The 24100-nt window shown below is 64.3% G+C and carries 24 protein-coding genes; 4 read left to right on the top strand and 20 right to left on the bottom strand.

Features of this window, described 5'->3' with window-relative positions; genetic code table 11:
* Nucleotide 1 precedes the first annotated feature (1 nt).
* The 6 genes from rpmG to CXQ89_RS02780 form a co-directional block, all read right to left on the bottom strand.
* Nucleotides 2–169 carry a 50S ribosomal protein L33 gene (gene rpmG / locus CXQ89_RS02810; RefSeq protein ID WP_104053172.1) on the bottom strand — a complete coding sequence of 56 codons (168 nt, stop codon included), beginning with the start codon at nt 167–169 and terminating at the stop codon, nt 2–4.
* A complete protein-coding gene (gene rpmB / locus CXQ89_RS02805; protein WP_104053173.1) occupies nt 169–405 on the bottom strand; it encodes a 50S ribosomal protein L28 in 237 nt (78 codons plus the stop codon). Before rpmB ends, rpmG begins: the two co-directional genes overlap by 1 nt.
* A gap of 381 nt (nt 406–786) precedes the next feature.
* Entirely contained in the window at nt 787–1941 is a 1155-nt protein-coding gene (locus tag CXQ89_RS02795; protein WP_104160222.1) for a glucose-1-phosphate adenylyltransferase family protein, read from the bottom strand.
* Nucleotides 1942–2020: 79 nt separating this feature from the next.
* A complete protein-coding gene (locus CXQ89_RS02790) occupies nt 2021–2533 on the bottom strand; it encodes a MarR family winged helix-turn-helix transcriptional regulator (protein ID WP_104053175.1) in 513 nt (170 codons plus the stop codon).
* A gap of 60 nt (nt 2534–2593) precedes the next feature.
* Nucleotides 2594–4105 carry an MFS transporter gene (locus CXQ89_RS02785; protein WP_104160221.1) on the bottom strand — a complete coding sequence of 504 codons (1512 nt, stop codon included), beginning with the start codon at nt 4103–4105 and terminating at the stop codon, nt 2594–2596.
* A gap of 242 nt (nt 4106–4347) precedes the next feature.
* Nucleotides 4348–5127 carry an SGNH/GDSL hydrolase family protein gene (locus tag CXQ89_RS02780; RefSeq protein ID WP_104053177.1) on the bottom strand — a complete coding sequence of 260 codons (780 nt, stop codon included), beginning with the start codon at nt 5125–5127 and terminating at the stop codon, nt 4348–4350.
* Nucleotides 5128–5250: 123 nt separating this feature from the next.
* Here CXQ89_RS02780 and CXQ89_RS02775 point away from each other — a divergent pair, with 123 nt between their 5' ends.
* Entirely contained in the window at nt 5251–6213 is a 963-nt protein-coding gene (locus tag CXQ89_RS02775; RefSeq protein ID WP_104053178.1) for a diacylglycerol kinase family protein, read from the top strand.
* Nucleotides 6214–6252: 39 nt separating this feature from the next.
* Here the strand turns inward: CXQ89_RS02775 and CXQ89_RS18730 are convergent, their stop codons facing one another.
* The 6 genes from CXQ89_RS18730 to CXQ89_RS02745 all read right to left on the bottom strand — a co-directional run bounded on the left by CXQ89_RS18730 (nt 6253) and on the right by CXQ89_RS02745 (nt 12600).
* Nucleotides 6253–6978 carry a M23 family metallopeptidase gene (locus CXQ89_RS18730; protein WP_237685648.1) on the bottom strand — a complete coding sequence of 242 codons (726 nt, stop codon included), beginning with the start codon at nt 6976–6978 and terminating at the stop codon, nt 6253–6255.
* A gap of 351 nt (nt 6979–7329) precedes the next feature.
* Complete coding sequence (locus CXQ89_RS02765) at nt 7330–8388, bottom strand: siderophore-interacting protein (RefSeq protein WP_104160220.1); 1059 nt, start codon at nt 8386–8388, stop codon at nt 7330–7332.
* Nucleotides 8385–9296, bottom strand: coding sequence for an ABC transporter ATP-binding protein (locus CXQ89_RS02760; RefSeq protein WP_104160219.1), 912 nt, complete (start codon nt 9294–9296; stop codon nt 8385–8387). The genes CXQ89_RS02765 and CXQ89_RS02760 overlap by 4 nt, the downstream gene beginning before the upstream one ends.
* Before the next feature lies 1 nt (nt 9297).
* On the bottom strand, nt 9298–10311 hold the full coding sequence (locus CXQ89_RS02755) for a FecCD family ABC transporter permease (protein ID WP_372434168.1): 1014 nt from the start codon (nt 10309–10311) through the stop codon (nt 9298–9300).
* Nucleotides 10312–10352: 41 nt separating this feature from the next.
* Nucleotides 10353–11435, bottom strand: coding sequence for a FecCD family ABC transporter permease (locus CXQ89_RS02750; protein ID WP_374952968.1), 1083 nt, complete (start codon nt 11433–11435; stop codon nt 10353–10355).
* 106 nt (nt 11436–11541) lie between these two features.
* Complete coding sequence (locus CXQ89_RS02745; RefSeq protein WP_104053183.1) at nt 11542–12600, bottom strand: glutathione S-transferase family protein; 1059 nt, start codon at nt 12598–12600, stop codon at nt 11542–11544.
* Nucleotides 12601–12759: 159 nt separating this feature from the next.
* On the opposite strand from CXQ89_RS02745, the gene CXQ89_RS02740 reads away from it, so the two are divergent.
* On the top strand, nt 12760–13797 hold the full coding sequence (locus tag CXQ89_RS02740) for an NAD-dependent epimerase/dehydratase family protein (RefSeq protein WP_104160217.1): 1038 nt from the start codon (nt 12760–12762) through the stop codon (nt 13795–13797).
* Here the strand turns inward: CXQ89_RS02740 and CXQ89_RS02735 are convergent.
* Nucleotides 13763–14725, bottom strand: a complete 963-nt coding sequence (locus tag CXQ89_RS02735; protein WP_104160216.1) for an NAD(P)/FAD-dependent oxidoreductase — start codon at nt 14723–14725, stop codon at nt 13763–13765. The genes CXQ89_RS02740 and CXQ89_RS02735 overlap by 35 nt on opposite strands.
* 53 nt (nt 14726–14778) lie before the next feature.
* Here CXQ89_RS02735 and CXQ89_RS02730 point away from each other — a divergent pair, with 53 nt between their 5' ends.
* Nucleotides 14779–16095 carry an APC family permease gene (locus tag CXQ89_RS02730; RefSeq protein WP_104160215.1) on the top strand — a complete coding sequence of 439 codons (1317 nt, stop codon included), beginning with the start codon at nt 14779–14781 and terminating at the stop codon, nt 16093–16095.
* Between the two features lie 4 nt (nt 16096–16099).
* Here the strand turns inward: CXQ89_RS02730 and CXQ89_RS02725 are convergent, their stop codons facing one another.
* The 6 genes from CXQ89_RS02725 to CXQ89_RS02700 all read right to left on the bottom strand — a co-directional run bounded on the left by CXQ89_RS02725 (nt 16100) and on the right by CXQ89_RS02700 (nt 21072).
* On the bottom strand, nt 16100–17173 hold the full coding sequence (locus CXQ89_RS02725; RefSeq protein ID WP_104160214.1) for a YhjD/YihY/BrkB family envelope integrity protein: 1074 nt from the start codon (nt 17171–17173) through the stop codon (nt 16100–16102).
* A 105-nt stretch (nt 17174–17278) separates the two neighbouring features.
* Nucleotides 17279–17590 (bottom strand): PRC-barrel domain-containing protein, encoded by a 312-nt coding sequence (locus tag CXQ89_RS02720; RefSeq protein ID WP_181032212.1) that lies wholly within the window; start codon nt 17588–17590, stop codon nt 17279–17281.
* Between the two features lie 89 nt (nt 17591–17679).
* Nucleotides 17680–18909 carry a mechanosensitive ion channel family protein gene (locus CXQ89_RS02715; protein WP_104160212.1) on the bottom strand — a complete coding sequence of 410 codons (1230 nt, stop codon included), beginning with the start codon at nt 18907–18909 and terminating at the stop codon, nt 17680–17682.
* An 89-nt stretch (nt 18910–18998) separates the two neighbouring features.
* Complete coding sequence (locus tag CXQ89_RS02710) at nt 18999–20048, bottom strand: ABC transporter substrate-binding protein (RefSeq protein ID WP_104160211.1); 1050 nt, start codon at nt 20046–20048, stop codon at nt 18999–19001.
* Between the two features lie 132 nt (nt 20049–20180).
* Nucleotides 20181–20528, bottom strand: coding sequence for a bifunctional 3-phenylpropionate/cinnamic acid dioxygenase ferredoxin subunit (locus tag CXQ89_RS02705; RefSeq protein ID WP_104160672.1), 348 nt, complete (start codon nt 20526–20528; stop codon nt 20181–20183).
* A 109-nt stretch (nt 20529–20637) separates the two neighbouring features.
* Nucleotides 20638–21072 (bottom strand): MarR family winged helix-turn-helix transcriptional regulator, encoded by a 435-nt coding sequence (locus CXQ89_RS02700; protein WP_104160210.1) that lies wholly within the window; start codon nt 21070–21072, stop codon nt 20638–20640.
* A gap of 240 nt (nt 21073–21312) precedes the next feature.
* On the opposite strand from CXQ89_RS02700, the gene CXQ89_RS02695 reads away from it, so the two are divergent.
* Nucleotides 21313–23286 carry an acyl-CoA dehydrogenase family protein gene (locus CXQ89_RS02695; RefSeq protein ID WP_104160209.1) on the top strand — a complete coding sequence of 658 codons (1974 nt, stop codon included), beginning with the start codon at nt 21313–21315 and terminating at the stop codon, nt 23284–23286.
* 25 nt (nt 23287–23311) lie between these two features.
* Here the strand turns inward: CXQ89_RS02695 and CXQ89_RS02690 are convergent, their stop codons facing one another.
* Nucleotides 23312–23950, bottom strand: coding sequence for a TetR/AcrR family transcriptional regulator (locus CXQ89_RS02690; protein WP_104160208.1), 639 nt, complete (start codon nt 23948–23950; stop codon nt 23312–23314).
* Between the last annotated feature and the right edge of the window lie 150 nt (nt 23951–24100).

Raw genomic sequence — 24100 nt, 5'->3', positions numbered from 1 at the left:
CTTAGCGCTCCTCACGGAATTCGACGTGCTGGCGGACCTTGGGGTCGTACTTCTTCAGGACCATGCGGTCCGGGTCGTTACGACGGTTCTTGCGGGTCACGTAGGTGTACCCGGTGCCGGCGGTCGACTTCAGCTTGATGATCGGACGTACGTCCTTGTCCTTAGCCACTAGAGCTTCACACCCTTCGCGATAAGGTCAGTGATGACGGCGTCGATACCGCGCACGTCAATCGTCTTGATGCCGCGGGCCGAAACCTGCAGCGTCACATTGCGGCGCAGGGACGGAACCCAGTAGCGCTTCTTCTGAATATTCGGGTCGAACCGGCGCTTGTTGCGGCGGTGCGAGTGCGAAATGCTGTGACCAAAGCCGGGGATGGCTCCGGTGACCTGGCAATAAGCTGCCATGATCTCTCCTCCAGTTGTAGTAAATATGACGGTCCTCAAAAAACAGACACAGGGCGTTTGCCTAAGCACCTGCCATAAAGAGCGTCCCGCCACCAGTTTTGACACCGTTATTACTGCGACTTTCCGGAGGTTGACCTGGCGGGGTGAGATCCAGCCGAAGTGCCTCGCCGCGGGGAAGACGGTGAAGTTCAGGATGCCAAGCAGTATCTGCCGGGACAGCCTTCAATTCTAGGTTTATACGGGTGGCCGCGCAAATGTCTCCAGGCCCGCCTTACGGCATCTCTCTCGAACATAGGCGCAACTTAACGCCTCTCTATCCTAGGGGCAACCCGGCTTTCATTCAAACCGGCGGGATACTGTACCCGTTAAAGGTGCCTGACCTCACCCTTTAGACGGCGACGACGGCGTTTGCACTGCCCCGTCCGCCCCGACAACCACCACTGCCGCCTCCGGATCCAGCTCAGCGCCGTCGAGTTCGGTGCCGCCGCCCACCACTGCGCCGGCATCCACAATGGCGTTGCGCAGCTTTGCGCCGGAACGGATCTTCACGTCACCCAGGAGAACGCAGTTCTCCACTTCAGCGCCGGCTTCCACCAGAACGCCGGCCCCCAGGACGCTGCGCCGGACGCTGCCTTCCACCCGGGAGCCCGGCGCGAGGAGGCTGCTGGAAACCCGGGCCGCCTCGCCGGCGAAACCGGGCAGCCGGCGCGGTGAGGCACTGAGGATGGGCCATTGAGGGTCATCGAAGTCCAGCCCGCGGCCGTCAATCAAGTCCATGTGGCCCTCGTGGTAGCTGCTCGGCGTGCCCATGTCCCGCCAGTAGCCCTCCAGACGATGTTCGGCCACCTTTTCCGTCTCCAGCAGGTAGGGAATCAGCTGGTCGCCGTAATCCTCCAGCTGGCCGTCCCTTTCCATCAGCTCATCCATGGCGTTCAGGAGCACGGCTGCGTCGTAAAGGAAGATTTCGGCAGCCGCGAGGTCGGTTTTGGGCTTCTCCGGCTTGTACTCAAAGCCGGTCACGAAGCCGTCCTTCGCCTCCACCACACCGTGGTCGGAGGGGTTCCTGCGGATCTTGGTCGTAACCACGGTCAGGGCAGCACCGGAACGCTCATGGGTGGCAAGAACCTCCCGGTAATCGAGCCGGTAGAGATGGTCGGCGCTGAGCACCAGGACCAGGTCCGGATCATAATCGCGGATGTAGTCCGCCTGGCGGTACAGAGCGTCAGCATTGCCTTGCGCAAACCCCTCCCCTTCGCCGCCCTGATAGGGCGGCAGCACCCGCAGGCCCCCGTTGGTCCGGTCCAGGTCCCAGGGGCGGCCGCTGACCAAATGGTCATTCAGTGACTTGGGCTTGTACTGCTCCACGATCCAGACGTCGGACAGCCCGCTGTTGTGGAGGTTTGACAGGGGAACATCGATCAGGCGGTAGGAGCCGGCAACCGGCATGGCAGGCTTGGCCCGGTGGTCCGTGAGGGAGCCAAGGCGGCCTCCCGTTCCGCCGGCAAGAATCAGTGTCAGAATGCGGGGGGTGTGCATGTGGTACCTCTCGCTGGGGGGGGGCGTGTTGACTGCTCTCCATTTACACCAAGGCTAACAAAATGCCCTGACGCCGCTCTCAGGAGGGATCGGCGGGGGTGTTGTCTTCAACGATGCTGTTGCCCGGTTCCAGCCGGCCCAGGATGCGCCGGCCAATGCGTTCGAGGTCACTCACGTCGCGGGCGTCCAGTCCGTCGAAGACCAGATCCCGGACGGAGCGGACGTGGTCGGGAGCGAGTGAGGCCAGGGCTGCCATACCCTCGTCCGTGAGCGCGGCCATGGTGACGCGGGCGTCGTCGGGCGACTGCGAGCGTTCCATCCAGCCGCGGCCCTCAAGTTTCTTCACCACGTGCGAAAGCCGGGAGAGGGATGCGTTGGACCGGGCCGCCAGTTCACTCATCGGCAGCGCACGCTCCGGTGCCTCGGAGGTCATCGCCAGCACGTGGTAATCGAAAAGCGTGATCCGTGCCCGCTTGGACAGGTCTGCATCCAGCGTGGGGTTGAGCCGTGTGGCCACGGCGTAAAGAGCCAGCCACGCCCGTCGTTCATCGGGACTCAGCCAGGGGACGGAGGAGAACTCGGTGTCGCTCATTTGTCTATACTCCCATGGTTGCTTGAGCCTTCAATGATTCGGCGGGCGGGGCCGGCGCGCTTAGCTGTCCTGTTGTTTAGGCGCCCCGGTGCCTTCCACACCGAACGGCAGGGAATCGACGTCGAGCCGGGGATTCTCATCCTGGGTTGCCACAAGCTCGCGTGCCTCGGCGTGAGTATCCACGCTGGGCATGGACCCGGGCATGGGCCGGTTGGCGGATTCCTTCATGATGTAGACGGCCACTGCTCCCACAACGGAAGTTGCCATCAGCCAGAATGCCGGCATCAGGTCATTGCCGGTCAGATTGATCAGCCCCTGCATGATCAGCGGTGCGGTGCCGCCGAAGATCGCCACGGCGAAGTTGTAGGAGATGCCCATGGCGCCGTAGCGGCTCGCCGTGGTGAACAGTGCCGGAAGCGCCGAGGCGAGGTTGGACACGTAGAGGGTCACGGGAACGGCCAGCAGGCCCAGTCCCAGCAGGGTCGACCAGACAGGGCCGTGGGCAATCAGCAGGAACGCCGGAACGGCCAGCACAATGGTGGACCCCGCGCCCATCAGCAGCACCGGACGGCGGCCGATGCGGTCCGACAGCTTTCCGCAGAGAGGAATGCACAGTGCCATCGCCACCAGGACGGGGATGGTCAGCAGTGTGCCGTGCACGGCGTCGTATCCCATTGAGTCGGTGAGGTAGGACGGCATGTAGGAGGTCAGGGTATATCCGACAGTGTTGGCTGCGGCTACCAGGACCATGGCGACGATGATCGGGCGCCAGTACAGGCCAATCATGGCCAGCGTTCCCGGAGGTGCCGTTTCGCCGTCGGGCTTCCCCGAAGCTGCGTTCTCCTCCTGCGCATCCAGGGTGGCCTGGAAGGCCGGTGACTCTTCAATCTTGAGCCGGAAGTAGATGGCGATCAGGCCCAGGGGGCCTGCAACGAGGAAGGGAATGCGCCAGCCCCAGTCGAGCATGGTTTCGGCACTGAACGTCAACTGCAGGATGGACACAACCCCGGCGCCGAGGGCAAAGCCCATGTAGCTGCCGAGGTCAAGAATGCTGGAGAGGAAGCCGCGGCGCTTGTCGGAGGCGTACTCCGTCACGAAGGTTGTGGCACCGGCGTACTCGCCGCCGGTGGAGAAGCCTTGGAGCAGCTTCATGAGGACCAGCAGCACCGGAGCCCACATGCCGATCTGGTCGTAGCCGGGGAGGAGTCCGATCACGAACGTTGAGCCGGCCATCAGCATCAGAGTGGTGGCCAGAGTCTTCTGCCGGCCCAGACGGTCGCCGAGCCGGCCGAAGACAATTCCGCCGAGCGGGCGGGCCAGGAAGGTGGCGGCGAAAACGCCCAGGCTGAAGATCAGCTGGGCGGAGGCGTCGGCCTCGGAGAGGAAAACCGCTCCCATGGTGACGGCAAGATAGCCGTAGACACCAATGTCGAACCATTCCATGGTGTTGCCGACGACGGTTCCGCCCACGGCTTTCTTCATCATCGATTTGTCGACAACATTCACGTCGTCAACCTTCAGGCGCCGGCGCCTCAGGACGGGGCGGCGGAGAGTGGGTGCATCTTTAGGCATGTTGGCTTTCTTTCCTAGAAGTCAGCTGCGTGTATCGGAAGCAACCGGCCGGACGCCGCAACAGGCGTCAGGCAGACCAACAAGTTTAGGAAAAACAGCGGGGGTTACCGAATTATCAGTGTTCTGATGATGCGTTCAGGACACCATTTGCCGGGAAAAGACCCATGCAGTCATTGGGCTCTTGGGGAATTCTGTGAATCACCTCACCCCGGAGGTTTTACGCACCGTTCAGGGGCCCTTTTTCAGGAACGGACCGGAACTTTGGGGTGTACCGGAATCGGGTATTTAGGGGTCAGATTGTCACCTGAGGAAACCCCCCGCAGCCGGCGCCCGACCCACGGTCCGAGGTATTCCCGAGCCCACTGGGCATCACGGCGCAGTTGCTCGGCACGGGTCCGCGCAGGCAGCTCGTCCAGCTCCGGGACATCGATGGTGTCGGTGCGGCGCAGGACTTCGAGGACTTTCTTGGCCGTGAACATATGTCCGGCCGGGGCCATGTGCAACCGGTCTATGTCCCAGTACCTTTCGTCCTGCAGTTCCTTCATGCGCCAGTAATCCACGAGCTCGGCACCGTGGCGGTCAGCGACCTCGCGCACCAGCTCGTTGTACAGCGCCGTCCGCCCCCGGGTGGCCCCAAACACCGGTGACCGGCCCGAATCGAATCCGGTGAACATCAGCACAGCGGCGCCGGAGGCACGCAGCTTGGCAATGGCGCCGTCGTACGAGTCCATCAGTGTGTCGATGTCCACCCGGGGGCGCAGAATGTCGTTGCCGCCTGCGTAAATGCTCACCAGCGTTGGTTCCAGTGCGATGGCGGCGTCCACCTGTTCCGCCAGGACCTGATGCAGTTTCTTGCCGCGGATCGCCAGATTGGCGTATCCCCAGGAGTCTTCGGCGAGGATCAGCTGCTCGGCGACGCGGTCCGCCCAGCCCCGCACCCCGTTGGGCAGGGAGTCATCCCAGTCCCCCACGCCTTCAGTGAATGAATCGCCCAAAGCCACATACCGAGAAGTAAAAGTCACTCCCACAGGGTACAAGTTGATTCTGTTGTTTCCGTATTGACAGCTAGCTGCACGCCCGGCGGATTAGACTCTGAACAATACCGACACCGTTTCGCAGTACACCGCGAGCAACCAAAGGAACCCATGGCCAGCTCAGCAGCCGGACCGCGCCAACGTGCCGCAGTCATCATGAACCCCATCAAAAAGACCGATGTGGACATCCGCGCCCTGGTTGAGAGCGCCTGCCGGGACCAGGGCTGGGATGAGCCGCTGTGGCTGGAAACCACCAAGGAAGATCCGGGGCGCGGCATGGCCAAAGAGGCCCTGGAGGCCGGCGTGGATGTGGTGATCGCGGCCGGCGGCGACGGAACCGTACGCTGTGTTGCCGCCGAACTGGCAGGCACTGACACGCCGCTGGGGCTGATCCCGCTTGGAACGGGGAACCTGCTGGCCCGCAATCTGGATATCGCCGTCGACGATCCGGAGGCCGCGGTTACCGCCGCCCTTACCGGAACGGACCGCAATATCGACGTCGTCCACGTCACCTTGGACCGCGCGCTGGAAGGCGACGTTTTCCTGGTCATGGCCGGGCTCGGGTACGACGCCGCTCTCATGGGCGATACGAACGACACGCTCAAGGACCGCGTCGGCTGGCTGGCCTACATTGACGCTGGTGTCCGAAACCTGCCAGGCAAACCGGTCAAGAGCACCATCCGGCTCGACGGCGGCAAGGAGATCTCCGGCTTTCCCCGCAGCGTGATGGGCGGCAACTGCGGAAAGATCATGGGTGGCCTGGAGATTTTCCCCGGTGCCCGGATTGACGACGGGCTGCTGGACATCATGACCATGGCCCCCAAGGGGCGGTTGGGCTGGCTCGGTGTTGTGGCCGGACTGCTGCGCCGGGGGAAGGGCAAGGGAACTTCCGTGGAGTATTACCAGTGCAAGGAAGCTGAAATCTTCACGCAGACCCCGCAGGAATTCGAAGTTGACGGTGACCACCTGGGCAAGGCCTCGCACGTGGCTTTCCGCGTCGATCCCAGCGCTTTGCGGGTTCGGATGCCGCAGGGTGAGAAGGATCCGGCCATTCTGACCGACCCTGAAGTCTAGAAGGCCGCTGCCCCGGGCCAGGGGCAGCGGCCTTCGTTGCTAGAGTCCCATCCAGACTGCGGGATCCTGATATTCGCCATCTTTCAGCACTTCAAAGTGCAGGTGAGGTCCGGTGGAGTTTCCGGTGCTTCCAACGGCCCCGACCTCCTGGTTGATATCCACCCACTGGCCCACCTCAACAAAGATGTCATTCAGGTGGTTATAGGTGGTTTCGACACCGTCTCCGTGGTCAACAACAACCCGCAGTCCGCCGTACTGGTGATATTCCGCATACACCACGGTGCCCGGCGCAATAGATTTGACGGGTGTGCCCAGATTGGCACCGAAATCAATTCCGGTGTGCCATTCCAGTGCACCGTTTCCAAGCAGCGGGTTTTCCCGCCAGCCGAACGGAGACGTGACGCGCAGCTCGTCCAGCGGCACCGACGGGGGTTCCGGAGCAGGTTCTGCGGGCGCCTCCTCCACAGGCGTCGTGGAGCCCTGCCCGTTTTCCGCAGGGGGCGCTTCGGCCGGCTCCCCGGAACTCTCTCCGGGTTCCGCAGAGCTGTCTCCGTGTTCCGCAGACAGTTCGGAAGTCACAGATGCCCGCTCCAAAAGGAGGGCATCCTGCCCGGCGCTGTGGGCAGTGCCTGCCACGGCCGACCCGAGCACCAGCGCCGCCCCGGCCCCGAGGGCACAGGTTTTGCGAGCGGGGGTGGACAGCCAGCGCAGGTCTGCCGGCAGGGATTGAACGGCCGCCGGTACCTTTTCGAGCCGGTACCTCATTGTCTCCGGCCAGTGCTTTGCAAGTCTCGAGGAAATACTCTTTCCGGGCGGTGCGCTTTCTGTGGTCCAGCTGAGGACCTTTTCCCGCAGGTCCGGCAGGATACGGTCCCGCAGTTCCGGCAGAAGCCGTTCCCGGATTTCAGTCAGATGATCTGAGTACTTCGTCGTAATCCATCACCTCTTGTGCAGTTGTCGGCAAAGGGGCAGTGAACAGCAATAGTTCTCATAGGCGGGAGCCAGGCTCCCACTCGTTTCACTTTACCGACGCGGCACTTTGGGATGAAAGCAATTGTGATGAAGGTCAGTCATCCCTTGGCGGCAGATCACACTCCGTAGAGGTGGCTCCGAACCTTAGCCTTCGGCGCGGCCCCTGCGCCAATAGCCCATGAACGCAACCTGTTTGCGGTCAATTCCGGCTTCGCTCACCAGATAGCGGCGCAACCCGCGGACCACGGCGGCCTCGCCGGCAATCCAGGCGTAGAACGGCAGCGCGCCCGACGGCGTGTGCGGGTTGGGTGTTCCCTGGACGGCCGCCGGAGTAAGCCGCTGAGGTGTCTCCCAAAGGATGGTTTCGTCCACGTTGATGTCTTCGATCCGGGGGCGGGGCGGCACCGGCGCACCGTCCACGGAGGCCCATCCGGGAAGCGCCACGGCCTCCCGGACAGCGGCGTCCAGCAGTTCACCGTGGGGCCGGCCGCTTCGGGCAAGCCAGCTCACCCGGACCGAGGATTCCGTGGACACCTGCTGCTCGTCGGCGGCTGTTGGAACTTCCAGCAGGGCGTGGCCGGTCACGTCCCGGGGCAGGCTCTCCAGGATGGCCGTGATCGCCGGTACGGCCGTTTCGTCGCCCGCCAGCAGGATGTGGCGTGCCATCCCGGGACGCCATTCAATCCCGCCGTAAGACTCCGCCGTGACACAGTGGGCGGCGTTGGGCCCAATGATGCTGACCCGGTCCCCCGGTTCCGCAGCGGCAGCCCAGCTGGACGCGGGGCCGCCCCTGCCCTCTTCATCGAAGTGCAGGACAAAATCGACGTCGATCTCCGGCTCGGCACCCGAGCACCGGGCAGCACGGACGGTGTAGGTGCGCATGGAACCGCGCACAGCCTCGTCCAGCTGCAGCCAGTTCCGGTACCAGGCGGTATCACTGCAGTCGAACTCCGGCACCGGAATCCGGCTGCCGTCGGCAGCAATCGAAGGAACCACCACTTTGATCCGCAGATCGTGGGTCTGTCCCTGGATCCCAAACTCGGAAAGGCTCGGACCCGCAAAGGTGATGCGCTGGAAGTTTTCGCTCAGGCGCTGGACCCGCCGCACTTGGACGTCGAAGCACATCACGGCTCCGGCACCTGAGGCACGGCGTGCCTTGCGGGGTACCGCTGTTGCTCCGGTGCGGGTGCTGACCTGAGTCATGATGCGGCCTCCAGGCGGGTTTTTGGTTCGCGTGCGGTTAGGGTGTCGTGCGGGTTGGGCAGGTAGCCCACCTCTCTGGCAGGGTCCTCATCAGCCGGCTGCAACGCATGATGACGGCCAATGGGAACCACCATAGGGGTTCCGGAGACAGGATCGGGAATGACTCTGGATTCCAGACCAAAAACGTCACGGACCAGGTCTTCGGTGACAACGTCGGCCGGGGCGCCCTGAGCGGCGACGGCACCGGACTTCATTGCAATCAGGTGGTCTGCATAGCGGGCGGCGATATTCAGGTCATGCAGCACGATCGCCACGGTGGTGCCTGCCCGCCGGTTCAGGTCCGTGATCAGATCCAGCACTTCAATCTGGTGGGTGACGTCCAGGAAGGTGGTGGGCTCATCCAGCAGAAGAATCCTGGTCTCCTGCGCCAGGGCCATGGCAATCCACACCCGCTGGCGCTGGCCTCCCGAGAGCTCATCAACGTTCCGCTCCGCCAGGTCCAGAGTGCCGGTGGCTTCCAGCGCGGCGGCAACGGCGTCGTCATCCCCGGGTGTCCACTGGCGGAACCAGCCCTGGTGCGGGTAGCGGCCGCGGCCCACCAGATCCGCCACGGTGATGCCGTCCGGCGCCACCGGAGTCTGGGGCAGCAGGCCCAGAGTGCGTGCCACCTCGCGGGCAGGCCGGGAATGGATGTCCCTTCCGCCCAGCAGCACCGTGCCGCCGGCAGGTTTGAGCAGCCGCGAGAGGCCGCGCAGCAGTGTGGATTTGCCGCAGGCATTGGCGCCGACAATGATCGTGATCTGCCCGGCGGGGAGTGTGACCGACAAACCGTCCACCACCAGGCGCTCGCCGTAGGAAAGAACCAGATCCTGTGCGCTCAGGGTGTTCGGGTCAGGGGTATTGTCCATCTCAGCCTCCTCGGCCTACACGGTTGGAAGTCACCAGCAGCCACAGCAGGAACGGCGCCCCGAGGGCACCTGTCACCACGCCCACGGGCAGTGAAACACCGGGAACCAGATTGGCTCCGACAAAATCTGCGGCCAGCACGATGACGGCGCCCACCAGGGCGGAGACCGTTAGCGAGTGCCGCCCGCCCAGCAGGCGCCTGGCAATCGGGCCGGAGAGAAAGGCAATGAAAGCCACTGGTCCCGCAGCAGCGGTGGCCACGGCAGCCAGAGCCACCCCGGCAACCAGCAACCCCAGTTTGGACGCCTCAACCCGCAGTCCAAGCCCCGCTGCTGTGTCCTCTCCCAGCTCCAGCCCGCGCAGCCGGCGCGCAAGGACCGCAGTAACGGGCAGCAGCACAAGCAGGGCCAGGGCCAGAACGGCGGCACGGTCCCAGTTGCTGGAGTTCAGCGAACCGTTCAGCCAGACCAGCACCTGGGAAGCGGTCCGCACATCGGCACGCGTCATCAAAAAGGTCACCACGGCCTGCATAACGGCGGCGAAGCCGACGCCGACCAGAATCAACCGGTAACCGGCTGCACCGCCGCGCCGGGAAAGCAGGTAGATGGCCATCGCGACAACCAGGGCTCCGCACAGGGCGGCCAGGGAAACAGTTGTCCCGGCGGCACCGAAGACCACTATGGCCACCACGGCACTGGCACTGGCTCCGTAGCTGATGCCAATGATGTCCGGGCTGGCCAGCGGGTTGCGCAGCATGGTTTGGAAAATGCTGCCGGAAATCCCGAAGGCGGCACCCACCAGAAGTCCTATAACGGCGCGCGGCAGCTTGCTCTCCATCACGATGAACGTGGCACCGGGAATCTGTTCCCCGCCGAGTATCCGGAAGAAGTCCGGGATGGTGACGGTGTAGGTGCCCAGCAGGATACTGACTGCAAAGAGAACGACGACGGCGGCCGCCAGGACAGTGGCCACCACGCGGCCGCGTTTCAGGGACCGGCGGCGGGCGGCGCGGACCAGGAGGGCTCCCGGTCCGGTTGCGGAACGGTCCAGCAATGCGCTCACAGCTGGGCCTGCTTCCGCCGCCGGACGAGCCAAATAAAGACAGGGGCTCCGATGACGGCGGTCATGACGCCCACTGGAATTTCTCCCGGCGGGAGGGCTAGGCGCCCAATGATGTCGGCAATGATCAGCAGCACCGGCGCCAGGACCAGGGAAAAGGGAAGGATCCACCGGTAGTCCGGCCCGGTGAAGGACCGGACCATGTGCGGGATCACCAGGCCGACAAAGCCGATCGGGCCTACGGCGGCCGTGGCGGCACCGCACAGCAGCACCACTCCCAGGGCAGTGATGCCGCGGCTGAGGCCCACCCGCTGCCCCAGCCCCCGGGCCACGTCATCCCCCAGGGACAGACCGTTCAGTGCCCGGCCGGCGCACAGCGTGATGACGGCGCCGGCTGCCAGGAAGGGAACGACGGCGCTGATCACGTCCCAGCCCCGACCGGACAGACTGCCCGCCTGCCAGAAACGGAAGATGTCCAGTGTCTGCTGGCTGGAAACCAGCACTGCGCTCATGAGTGAACTCAGTCCGGCGGACAGGGCCGCCCCGGCGAGGGCCAGTTTGACCGGAGTGGCGCCTTCCCTGCCCAGGCTCGCCACGGTGTACACAAGGACGGCGGCCAGTGCCGCTCCGGCCAGCGCAAACCAGATGTAGCCAAGGAAGGTGGAAATGCCGAACCCGTAAATGCCGAGCACCACGAAGAAAGCCGCTCCGGCGTTGACCCCCAGAATTCCGGGGTCCGCCAGTGGATTGCGGGCCACGCCCTGCATGGCGGCCCCGGCCAGCCCCAGTGCGCCGCCTGCCAGCAGGCCAAGGACGGTGCGGGGAATTCTCGACACCACCACCGCATGGTCTCCGTTGCCGGGGTCGTAGGAGGTGAGGGCTTCGAGCACGGTTCCAAAGGACAGCGCCCGTGCGCCGAAGGCCACGGATGCCAGGCAGGCCAGCGCCAGCACGCCGATCGCGGCCGCCAGCAGGGCCGCCCGGCGGCCGTTCCGGGGAACCGCTGTGCGGGACGGTATTTGCCCTTCCGTCCCGGCAAAGCGGAGGGTTTTAGGTGCCGGTGCGGAGGAGCTGGCGTTCACGCCCACCGCGGCACCTCCTTAAGACGGAATGATCTTAAGTAAGGCTAACCTACGGTCCCGGTCCTTAAGAAACGTTTCTGTGCCCTATTCGCCGGGCGGAAAGCAATCAGCGCGCGCCGTGCCCCGGGGCCACCTCTTCGCCGGGACGCACCGGTCCCGGAGGGGTTCCGTTGCCGAACGGCCGGCCGCCGAGCTGCTCCCGGTGATGCTCGGTGAGCCACCCGGACAAATCCGGCCCCTTGGGAACGATACCCGTGGGGTTAATGTCCTCATGGACGATGTAGTAGTGGGCCTTGATCTGCTCGAAGTCGACAGTGTCGCCAAAGCCCGGCGTCTGGAAGAGGTCCCGGGCGTAGCCCCAAAGGTTCGGCATCTCGGTGAGCTTGTTCCGGTTGCATTTAAAGTGGCCGTGATAGACCGCATCGAAGCGGACCAGGGTGGTGAACAGGCGGACGTCGGCCTCGGTGATGGTGTCGCCGATGAGGTAGCGCTGGCGGGAGAGCCTGTCCTCCAGCCAGTCCATTGCGGCCCACAGCCGGTCATAGGCGGCGTCATACGCCTCCTGCGATCCGGCGAAGCCGCAGCGGTACACGCCGTTGTTGATCTCGGTGAAGACGCGCTTGTTGACAGCCCGCATTTCCTCCATGTGCTCTGCAGGCAACAGGTCCGGGGCACCCTCGCGGTGGAAGTCCTTCCACTCAGTGGAGAAATCCTCGGTGATCTGCGGAAAATTGTTGGTCACCACGGCGCCGCTGGGAATGTCCACGACGGCCGGTACGGTGATGCCGCGGCTGTAGCCGGGTGTGCGGCGGAAGAACGCCTCCTGCAGGCGTTCGATCCCCAGCACCGGGTCCCTCCCGTCCGGATCCAGGTCAAAGGTCCAGCTCCGGGCATCGTGGGTGGGGCCGGGGGTGCCCAGCGAAATGGCATCTTCAAGACCCAGCAGGCGCCGCACAATGATGGTCCGGTTAGCCCAGGGGCAGGCCCGTGCTGCGATCAGCCGGTATCTGCCGGCTTCCACCGGATAACCGTCCCGGCCGTCGCGCGTGATCCGCGTTTCGATGTAGTTGGTGTCCCGGGTGTATTCCGTACCGCCGGTGACATAGGCTCCGCGAGTGCTGAAGCCGGAGCCGTTGTCCTGGTCTGTTGCCGTGTTCTCAGCCATGGGAATCCTCGTTCGGGTGCGTGTGCCTGATCCTGCACTCAACACTAGTGGCTCCGAACCGGTCCCGGCTGCCCCCTGCTCTGCCGCCCGTCTCCCCGGTAGAGTCGAGGGACAACGCTTGCTTATCCACGATCACCACAGCCGGAGGAATTGAGCCACATGCGAGTAGCTGTCATCGGAGCAACCGGAAACGTCGGCACAGCCCTGCTCCGCCGGCTGGCCCAGGCCCGCAGCGAACGTCCGGAGGGCCTGGAGATCGTGGGCATTGCCCGGCGGATCCCCGACGGCGGCACCCCGCCGTACGACGGCGTCGAGTGGCACAGTATCGACATCGCCACGAGTGAGGGCCGGGAAAAGCTGACCGAGGCACTGAAGGGAGCCGACGCCGTCGTCCACCTCGCCTGGGCCATCCAGCCCAACCGTGACGAGGCGGAGCTGCACCGCATTAACGTGCACGGCACCGAAAACGCCCTGGCCGCCGCGGCGGCCGCGGGGGTGCGCCAGTTTGTCTGCGCGTCGTCCGTGGGCGCCTACTCCCCCGCCCCCAAGGACCGGCTCACCGATGAGTCGTGGCCCGCGCGCGGCATCGCCAGCTCCCACTACAGCCGGCACAAGGGCGAGCAGGAAGCGCTGCTGGACAAATTTGAACGCGAGTATCCGGAGATACCGGTAGCCCGGCTCCGTCCCGGACTGATCTTATCCTCGGATGCCGGCACCGAAATTGGCAATTACTTCCTGGGCCCGCTGGTGCCCAAGTTCATCCTGAACAAGCTGCGCCTGCCGCTGATCCCCCTGCCGAAGGAGTTCTCCTTCCAGATTGTCCACGCCGATGACATGGCCGATGCTTACTGGCGGGTGGTGGACCAGCGGGCCGAGGGTGCCTTCAACATCGCCGCCGATCCGGTGATCACCCCGGAGCTGCTCGCCGGCGTGCTGGGCGCCCGGCGGCTGCTGAACATTCCGGTGAAACTGGTGCGCGCCGTCGTTGGCCTGACCTGGGCCGCACACCTGCAGCGCACCGATCCGGGCTGGATAGACATGGCTGCCGGCGCTCCCATTATGGACACCTCACGGGCACGGGATCTGCTGGGCTGGACTCCGCGGCGCACCTCGGTTGAGGCGCTGAGGTTTGTCCTGGACGGAATGACGGACGGCGACGGAGTCAAAGGCTCGCCGCTGCTCGCTCCCCGCCGCTGAGCGCCGCCTCGGTGTCCTCCTCCAGCAGCTGTGCGTTCAGCGCCACCGCCAGCCGGTAGGCGTCACCGGCCACCGGCACCACCTGGCCGGACGGATCGGTGACGTTCCCGACGGCCCAAATCCGGTCTGCCCCGGTCCGACCGTTGTCATCCGTTTCCAGGCACCCGTCCGCGTCCAGGGTGCATCCCGGTATGTCGGCCAGCGCAGGGTCAACAGTGGCCACGGGTTCGCAGAACAGGGCACGGCACGGGACGGTCCGGCCGTCCGCCAGGACCACCGCTTCCAGGGCGTCCTCGCGGATGAGCAGCCGCTGTGCTGTCCCCTCCACAACGTCCACGCCCATAGCCTCAAGGGAACGGACGTCATCGCCTGAAAGCTCGAGCCCGTCCTGGACGATCAGGGTCACCTCCGCGGAGAAACTCCGGACCAGGATGGACTGCTGGACGGAGCTTTGCCCCGTTCCCAGGATGGCCAGCGCCTGGTTCCTCATCTCCCAGCCGTGGCAGTAGGGGCAGTGCAAAAGGTCCCGGCCCCACCGTTCCCGGGCACCGGCAATGTCCGGCAGGGTGTCCCGGAGCCCGGTTGCCAGCAGCAGATGCCTGCCCTGCAGCACTCTGCCGTCGGCAAGCTCGGCCTGCCGGTCCTCGTTCACGCGGATAACCTGCCCGGACACCAGCTCTACGTCGTACTGCTCCAAATCCGACCGGCACAGGCGCACAAGTTCCGCAGGCGAAATGCCGTCCCGGGAGGGAAAGCCGTGAACCTGGTCCGCGGGACCGTTCCGGGGCTGGCCTGCGTCCACAACCGCAACCCGGCGGCAGGCCCGCCCCAGCACGGTGGCAGCGGTCAGACCGGCTATTCCGCCGCCGATGATGACCACGTCATAGCGGTCGGCGGGCTCCACAAACACATTGGAAGATCGAGGCATGATTCTTTTCTATCGCACTTTTCAATAATCGTCAGCAAGCTTAGTTTTACCCCATGACGAACAACGCGCAGGCAGGTTCCGCTTCAAAACTCAAACAGGGCATCACCGGCCCCATGCTGTACCTCTTCATTCTTGGGGATGTCCTGGGTGCAGGCATCTATGCGCTGGTGGGCGAGGTGTCCGGCGAAGTAGGCGGAGCCATCTGGGTGCCGCTGGCGGCAGCGCTGCTGCTGGCGCTGCTCACCGCTTCCTCGTACGCCGAACTCGTTACGAAGTACCCCAAGGCGGGCGGGGCCGCCGTCTTCGCGGAGCGCGCCTTCAAGCGTCCGGCGCTGTCTTTCATGGTGGGGTTCTGCATGCTCGCCGCCGGTGTCACGAGTGCTGCCGGCCTGTCGCTGGCCTTTACCGGCGACTACCTCAACGCCTTCCTGGACGTTCCTCCGGTGCCTGCAGCCATCGTTTTCCTGCTCCTCGTCGCCCTGCTCAACGCGCGCGGGATTTCCGAATCAGTGCGGACCAACGTGGTCATGACCGTCATTGAACTCTCAGGCCTTGTCCTCGTCATCGTGCTGGTGGCCGTGATGGTTGGCCGGGGCGACGGCTACACGGAACAGATCACCGAGTTTCCCGCGGGCTCCAACCCGGCAACGGCAGTGCTGGCAGCTTCCCTGCTCGCCTACTACTCCTTCGTGGGCTTCGAGGTCTCGGCCAACGTTGCGGAAGAAGTCCGGGACGTCAGCCGGGTTTATCCGAGGGCCCTGTTCGGGGCGATGCTGACCGCCGGAGTGGTGTACCTGCTGATCGGGATCGCCGCAGCCAGTGCGCTGCCCACGGAGGAGCTTGCAAATTCCAGCGGCCCGCTGCTGGCGGTGGTCAGCGCCACGGGTTTCGGCCTCCCGGACTGGATCTTCAGCCTGATTGCGCTGGTGGCCGTAGCCAACGGCGCCCTGCTGACCATGATCATGTCCAGCCGGCTGACCTACGGCATGGCGGAGCAGGGCCTGCTTCCCGCAGTCTTCGGCAAAGTCCTGCCTAACCGGAAAACGCCGTGGGTGGCGATCATGGTCACTACCGCCGTTGCCATGGTCCTGACCATGACCGGCGGATTGGCGTCCCTGGCCGAAACCGTGGTGCTGCTGCTGCTCCTGGTCTTCCTCAGCACGAATATTTCAGTGATCGTGCTGAGGAAGGACTCCGTGGACCATCCGCATTTCCGTACTCCGCTGGTGCTGCCCTACCTTGCCATTGCTTCCTGCGTCCTGCTGCTCACCCAGCAGTCAGGGGCGGTATGGCTGCGGGCCGGGATCCTGCTGGCGATCGGCGGGGTGCTTTACCTCGTCCGCCGCGCCGTCAAGGGCAAGGTGGGCTGAGGGCCTACTTGAGGTCGTCGTCGTAATCCTTGCCGGCGTGCTGCTGACGCAGCTTGCGGCCCTCCTCGATGTCTTCTTCCATCTGCGCCTCGCGCTTTTCCGTCTGGCGGGTGTCACGCGGCGGCAGCTGAACGCTTTCTTCAGCCTGGATACCGGCCTGCAGCTCGCGTCCGCGTTCCACCTCGGCGTCGAACTCCGCACCGAACAACAGCGACAAGTTTGCCAGCCAGAGCCACAGCAGGAGAACGATCACACCACCGATAGCGCCGTAGGTCGCGTTGTAGTTGCCGAAGTTGGCCACGTAGAAGCTGAATCCCAGCGTGACGATCCCCAGCACGATCAGCGCAATGAAAGCACCCATGCTCATCCAGCGGAACTTGGGCTGCTTCACGTTGGGCGTGGCGTAATACAGAATGGCGACAAGCAGCACGGCGAAGATCAACATCGCCGGCCATTTGGCGATGTTCCAGATCATGACGGCCTCTGATCCGAGGCCAACAAAGTTGCCTATGGTCTCAGCGATCGGGCCGCTGAGCACCAGCATCATCAGCAGCGCGGCAACCAGCAGGACGAGCACCAGGGTGACCAGGAGCTGGGTCGGCAGCAGCTTCCAGGCCGGCCGACCCTCGTCCACTTCGTAGATCCGGTTCATGGACCGGCCAAAGGCTTTGACGTAGCCGGAGGCGGACCACAGGGCGCCGACAATACCGATGATCAGGGCGAATCCTGCACTGCTCGACGACGTCAGCTGGGTGATGGGGCCTTCCAGGACCTCCACGGCACTGGCCGGGGCGAACTCTCCGAGGAGCTCCAGCATGGCCTTGGTGGTGCTTTCAGCCTGCCCCACCACGCCAAGGATGGACACCAGCGCCAACAGTGCCGGGAAAAGGGCAAGGACCGTGTAGTACGTCAGCGCTGCCGCGAGGTCGGTGCACTGATCCTTGCTGAACTCGCGGATGGTTTTGCGGGCGATGTATTTCCAGTTGGGCTTCGTGACCTCGGCCGGGGTGTCCGGCTTGCTCGCGTCGTCCGGACTGGGAGCCGTTTGCGCCTTGTCCCCGCTGTTTTGCTGCGCCATGACGGCCTCCTCGGTGCGTTGGATGATCGAATTTCATCCTATTGCTAAGGAGGCTTACTACCAAAGGCTGCGGGGGCGGGTTTCGGTTTTATCCTGCCGGTGCGGTCAGAAATCCTTGTAGTAGTCCGTCAGCAGGGTCTCCTCCGCCGGGCTGAGCGCGCCGTCGGGGTCAACCTGCGGCGAGTCATCCACCACCTGCCGGCTGTAATTCACGTAGATGTCGTCGTCGTCCCGGCGTGCGCCCGCCAAAGGAACAAAGTGCTGGCGGGCTTCAAACAGGCCCAGCGCAACAGTAATCCACTCCGGCACACCGGTTGCCCGGTCCAGATGGACCTGGCCCACCAGCCCCAGCCGCTCACCGTCCTTGGCCCAGACCGTGGACCCCTGAAGTTCGTGGAGGACAAATTCATCTGCCATAACCGTTCCTCTTTTCATGTCCCGCCGGAGCGCACGTTATCCCAGCAGGCCAGAAGAGTGCCTGCCTGTCAACGGACAGCGGGAAGATGTCAGCGGCGGAGTCCCTCGTCCTCGGCAGAGTTCTCCTCCCGCTCCGCATAAACCTCTTTCCCCGGCCCGGCGAAGGAGTGCCGGCGGTCCACGGCTTCAAGCGAACCCGTGAAGAACTGCGAGGTGCTGGTGTCCGCCGGATCCCCGCCGGCCTGCGGGCGGGCATTCCGGTGCACCTCCGGAGCCCTGGACTTCACTTCTTCCCAGCGCTGGCGGGGCAGGCCTCCCGGATGCCATTCCTGCATATAGGTCACCATCGCTTCACGCACCAGGCAGCGCAGGTCAAACAGGGCACCGCTGTCCGCGGCGCTGACCAGGATGCGCACCCGGACCAGGCCTTTTATCGCATCGGTGATCTGGAGAACGCCGGTGCGGCCGTCCCAGAGGTCGGTTTCCGCCAGAGTCTTCTTCAGATGGGTGCGCAGGTCCCCCACCGGTGCACGCCAGTCCAGGTCCAGTTCCACCGTGCCGAGGATGGCGGACTGTTTCCGCGTCCAGTTCTCGAACGGCGTGGTGGTGAAATAGGTGGACGGCAGGATCAGACGGCGGTCATCCCAGAGGTGCACCACCACATAAGTCATCGTGATTTCTTCGATGGTTCCCCACTGGGTTTCCACCACCACAACGTCATCCACCCGGATGGCGTCAGTGAAGGCAAGCTGCATGCCGGCAAACACATTGGTCAGCGTGCTCTGCACCGCCAGACCGGCGACGATGGAGATCAAACCGGCGGAGGCCAGGATACCGGCGCCAAGGGCCTGAACCTCAGGAATAGTGAGCAGGACGCAGGCCACGGCAATCGTGATGATGATGGCCACACCTACCCGCCGGCCCAGCATGACCTGCGTCTTGAGCCGGCGCATCCGGCGGTTGTCCTTGGTGTCCGTCGTGTACTTGGTGAGCAGCATCGCTTCGATGATGAGCAGGACAACAACGGCCAGCCAGGCCAGCGAGGCAATCAGGGCCAGGGTGAGGATATAGCTGACCGGTTCGAACCAGTCGAAGCCGACAGCGGTGGCACCGAGGGCAATCCGCACACCGATCAGGGACAGCACCAGCCGCAGGGGGTTGCGTCCCAGCGCAATGACCTCACGGATCCGCGGGACGCGCCGGAAGATCTTCGCCATGGACTCACGCACTATCCGCGCCAGCACCAAGGCTGCCGCGACGGCGATCAGGAGGGCAAATACGGGTTTGAGGCCGGAGGCAACAGAGAGGACGTCTTGCATACCCTCGATCGTGTCAGCACCCCCGGGGGTCCTGTCCAATCGGCAAAAAGGGCATCCCGCCACGCCGGGATGCCCTTTTTGCACCGAAATTACTTGGCGGCGTCGGCCGCAGCGGCTGCTTCCGCAATCATCGGCACTACATTGTCCAGGGCATACGGGATGCTCAGGACGTTGATGGCTGAGACGGAGAAGACACGCTCAGCATTGGCGTCGGCAACGAGGGCGCCGTTCTTAACCGCAGGAATCTGGCCCAGCAGCGGGTCGGCCTCGAGGGCCGCAGCGGCTTCGTCATCAGCCACCCAAGTTACGAAGATGTCGGAGTCCAGCTGGTTGGCGTCCTCATCGGCCCACGGAAAGTAGAAGGCGTCAGCCGGGGCCTTCTCATCCACGATCGGCGCCTGGACCATGCCCAGCTCAGTCAGGAACTTGGGGCGGTTATCCAGGGAGGTGTAGACGGAGGAGGCACCCTTGGCGAGGTTACCGTAAATGAAGGACTTGCCCTCCAGCTCCGGGTACTTGGCGGCAGCGTCCTTGATCGACTGCTCCGTATCTGCAACCAGCTGTCCGGCCTTTTCACTCAGGCCCAGCGCTTCACCGGTCATCTCGGCAGTTTCCTGCCACGAGGTGCCCCAGGGGGCGTCCGGGTACGCGACGACGGGGGCGATCTTGGAGAGCTTGTCGTAGTCTTCCTGGGTCAGGCCGGAATAGGCGGCAAGAATAACGTCCGGGTTCGCGGCAGCAACATCTTCGAAGTCGATGCCGTCGGTGTCCGAATACAGCGCCGGAGCATTCTCGGATCCGATGGGAGCATCCAGTTCTTCCAGCGCCTCATCAATCCAGGGCGTGGTTCCCTGTTCGTTGCCGCCGTAGCTGATGGCCGGCATGACCACCGGCACAACGCCGAGGGCCAGAGCTGTTTCTGCATTTGACCAGGCAACGGCTGCCACCCGCTCGGGAGCGGACTCTATGGTTGTTTCGCCGTAGACGTGTTCGATGGTGACCGGAAAGGAATCGGTCGCCGCTGCAGTGGAGCTGCCGCCGTCGCCCGCTTCACCGGTGGCACCGGTCGAGCAGGCGGAAAGGGACAAGACAGCGACGGCGGCAACAGCCGCAGCGCGGCGCATCCGGGACAGGGCCATGGTGGGCTCCTTGACTAAGGGTTGGACTCTTGAGGCAAAACCAATGTCCGGAGAATCCGGACAAAAGTAAGGCTAACCTATCCTTAGATTAAATACGCAACGTCTGTCTTGCGTATTGCGGCCGCCTGGCCATCAGTTCACCTGTTCCGGCGCTTCCCCCGGGTAAAGGTAGATGCCGTCCTCACGCGCTTGGACTCGATGCGTCTTGGCGTTCACCATGGCCGGCAGGCACAGGGCCTGGCCGGTGCGCAGGCAGAACCGCGCCGAATGGACAGGGCATTCCACCTCCGTATCCTCAATCCACCCTTCCGACAGCGATGCTTCCTCATGGGTGCAGGTGTCATCCAGGGCGTAGTAGTTTCCGTTGTCGCTGTGGAAAACAGCAATGTCGTCCGAGGTGCCGGCAACCTCGGCATCGACCTTTAGTGCGGTTCCTTCATCAATTTCATCCGCAGCCGCAACACGAATGCCTTCGGCCATCATTACCCTCCTCCAGCACGGGATGTAACAAGGTGTTCTTCCCTCCAACCACGTTACCCGGCACCCCGGCCTGCCCGCACAGGACATGGGACGGACATGCGCGGGGGGGCTACAGGGAGGCGGAGGCTCCGGTACGCCGGATCTCCAGCTCGCGAATGAGCCCGATGAGTTCCTGGCGAAGCTCCGGCCGGAGGGCTGCAGTGAAACCGGACCGCTCGATGTCATCGGCACGCCCCAGCATCTTCCGCCCATACTGGGAAATACTCACTGCACGGCGCGAGCCGCTGGGCTCGGGCGGCAATTCCCCCACCAGCCCCTGGCGGGACATCGTCACCAGTGACGTGCCCAGCGTCTGCGCCGTCACCCGCAGCCTCCGCGCCAACTCCGCCCGCTTCATGGGCCCCTCAGCGTCCAGCACCCGAAGCACCGTGACCCGCTCCTGCGTCAGGCCAATGCTCCTCAACCGGTTGTCGACCTCACGGCGCACCAGCCGGGCTGCCGTGGACAGCAGCCGGACAGCTTCCCATTCCCCCTCGTTCTGCATTTGCCTGCTTTCCTGTACGTATCTCCAGTTGGCATCAAAACAATCAGTGTGCTTACTATTCCAACGCCATGATGGGGGGTCTTGTCAACAATTTGGACATTCGGCCGGCCTGCGGAGTCAAAGTCATCGGCCGAGAAGAAGGGCACCGGCACACCCTTTCTGCCCACTGCCGCCGCGCGTAAGCTGTGGCGCACAGCCAACGGAGGTTGCCTGGAGCAGCCCGGAGCGAGGGGAAGTGCCATGAGCACCAAGGACCTGCAGGATGCGCGCACCACCGGCAGTGACGGCGTTCGGGAAGTCAAGGAACGAGTGGTCACCGCCCAGGATGCCCGCGCGCTGGCTGAAGAATCCCGCATCGCCGAGGACCGGCGGCCCGGTTTTGCCAAAGGCATTTACATGGGCAGTTACAACTTGGATCTGATTCGGCCCCAGCCGGCGGATCCCGAGGAAGCCATCCGCGAGCGCGATTTCCTGGACCGACTGGAAGCCTTCTGCGGCACCTTGAACGGGCAGGTCATTGAAACCACCGGCGTCATCCCCGATGAGTACCTGCAGGGGCTGACGGATCTGGGGGTCTTTGGCATGAAGATTCCGCGCCGCTACTCCGGACTGGGGTTGTCCCTGCTCGCGTACGGCCGCGCATTGATGCTGCTCGGCTCCGTGCACCCCAGCCTTGGCGCACTGGTCTCGGCCCACCTGTCCATCGGCGTACCCGAGCCGGTCAAGGTGTTCGGCACCGACGAACAAAAGGAAAAGTACCTTCCCCGCTGTGCCGGCGGAGCCATCTCTGCGTTCCTGCTGACCGAGCCCGACGTCGGCTCCGACCCGGCGCGGATGCGCGCCACCGCCGTGCCCTCCGGGGACGGGAGCGAATATGTCCTGGACGGAGTAAAGCTCTGGACCACCAACGGCGTGATTGCCGAGCTGGTGGTGGTCATGGCCGCAGTGCCGCCGCACGGCACGGAAAAGGGCGGAATCAGTGCCTTCGTCGTGGAAATGGACACTCCCGGCATCACGGTGGAAAACCGGAACAACTTCATGGGGCTGCGCGGCATTGAAAACGGTGTAACCCGGCTGCGCGGTGTGCGGGTTCCCGCGGCCAACCGGCTGGGCAGGGAAGGCCAGGGGCTGAAGATTGCCCTCACCACCCTGAACACCGGACGCTTATCCATCCCGGCGCTGTGCGCCGGTGCCGGAAAATGGTCGGTCAAGATCGCCCGGGGGTGGACCGGAACCCGCGAGCAGTGGGGCCGGCCCATTGGCCGCCATGAGGCCGTGGCAAAAAAGGTGGCTTTCATCGCTGCCACCGCCTTCGCCCTGGAAAGCGTCTTCGAACTGTCCGCCTCCCTGGCCGACGCCGGCACCAAGGACATTCGGATCGAAGCCGCGCTGGCCAAATTGTGGGCCTCTGAGATGGCCTACCGGATTGCCGATGAGCTGGTGCAGATCCGGGGCGGACGCGGTTTCGAAACAGCAGCTTCCCTGGCCGCGCGGGGCGAGCGGGCGGTTGCCGCCGAACAGCAGCTGCGGGATCTGAGGATCAACCGGGTCTTCGAGGGCAGCACGGAGATCATGCACCTGCTGATTGCCCGTGACGCGGTTGATGCGCATCTGAAGGCGGCGGGTGACTTGGCGGTGGCGGATGCCTCTTTGGGCAACAAGGCCAAGGCAGCTGTAAAGGCCAGCGGATTTTACGGCCGCTGGCTCCCCACGCTCGCCGCCGGGAAAGGGTCCGTTCCCACCGCCTATGCGGAATTTGGCCCCCTGGCGGGTTACCTGCGTTACGCGGACCGAGCTTCACGCCGGCTTGCCCGCTCCACGTTCTACGGGATGGCACGGTGGCAGGCGGGACTGGAACACCATCAGGTGTTCCTGGGCCGGATAGTGGACATCGGCGCGGAGCTTTTCGCCATGTCCGCTGTGTGCATGCGGGCTGAAACCCTCCGCCGCAGGAATCCCGAAGAGGGTGCGCAGGCGTATGAGCTGGCTGCAGCCTTCTGCGCGCAGTCACGCGTGCGGACTGAAACACTCTTTGACGATCTGTGGCGCAACTCGGATGCAGAGGACCGCAAGCTCACCAAGGGCGTGCTTGCGGGACGCTACACCTGGCTGGAGAAAGGGGTGCTGGACCAGTCCGAGGGCACCGGACCCTGGATCTCCGCGTCGGCAAACGGGCCGGATGCAGGTGAGGACCTGCACCGCCGGTACCGGTGACTACGGCCGGCTGCCCCTTTGATCGTCAGCTACCCATGGCCGCGCGGGTAATCACCACATACCGGGCGGCCAGGTCTTCCGGGGACAGCTCACCGGCAGACCGGTACCACTGGGCGACGCCGGTGCACATGGTAATCACGGCGCGCGCGGATTCCGCCGGGTAAGGCGTGTCGAACACTCCGGCGGAGACGCCGTCGTTTACCACCTCCGTCAGCAGCAGCTGCTGACGGTCACGGGCGGCAATGTGCGCTGCGCGGGCATCATCCTGGAGGCTGCGGATTTCCGATGCCGCGATGAAAGCGTGCCCACTGCGGTGGGCATGAAACAGCACCAGACACTCGATGAGCAGCCGGAAGCGCTCCTCCACTCCCGGGCCGGCCTCCGCGAGGGCGGCTTCGCTCCGCTGGTACAGATCAGTCATCGCGCGCTGCACTATGCCTTCCAGCAGTGCATGCTTTGAGGAATAGTGGTGATAGATCCCGGGAACGGAAAGACCGGCACGGCCGGCCACCTCCCGGATGGTGGTGCCGTGATAGCCCTGTTCCACGAAACATGCCAGGGCAGCCGCCAGCACCGGCGGCAGTTCCTGTTCGGAGTAATTCCGCCAGTCCATGCCTGCGGCGGCCGACCGCTTCGCTTCCCCGCCGATACTGCCGCTGCCCATGCCGCTCCATCCCGTTCCGATCGGCCGCAAGTGACCCTTGACACAATTTTGCCCCTGCACCAGACTTAGCATACCCACGCGCCATACCGATCGGTTGCTCGGTCCGATGCTTGTCGGTCCGGTTCCTGCCGGTCCCGTTCCATCCTGAGG

Source organism: Arthrobacter sp. ZGTC212, assembly GCF_002929255.1.
Lineage (GTDB): Bacteria > Actinomycetota > Actinomycetes > Actinomycetales > Micrococcaceae > Arthrobacter_B > Arthrobacter_B sunyaminii.
Note: the sequence above shows the minus strand (reverse complement) of the source record. Positions and strands in the feature narration are given on the sequence as shown.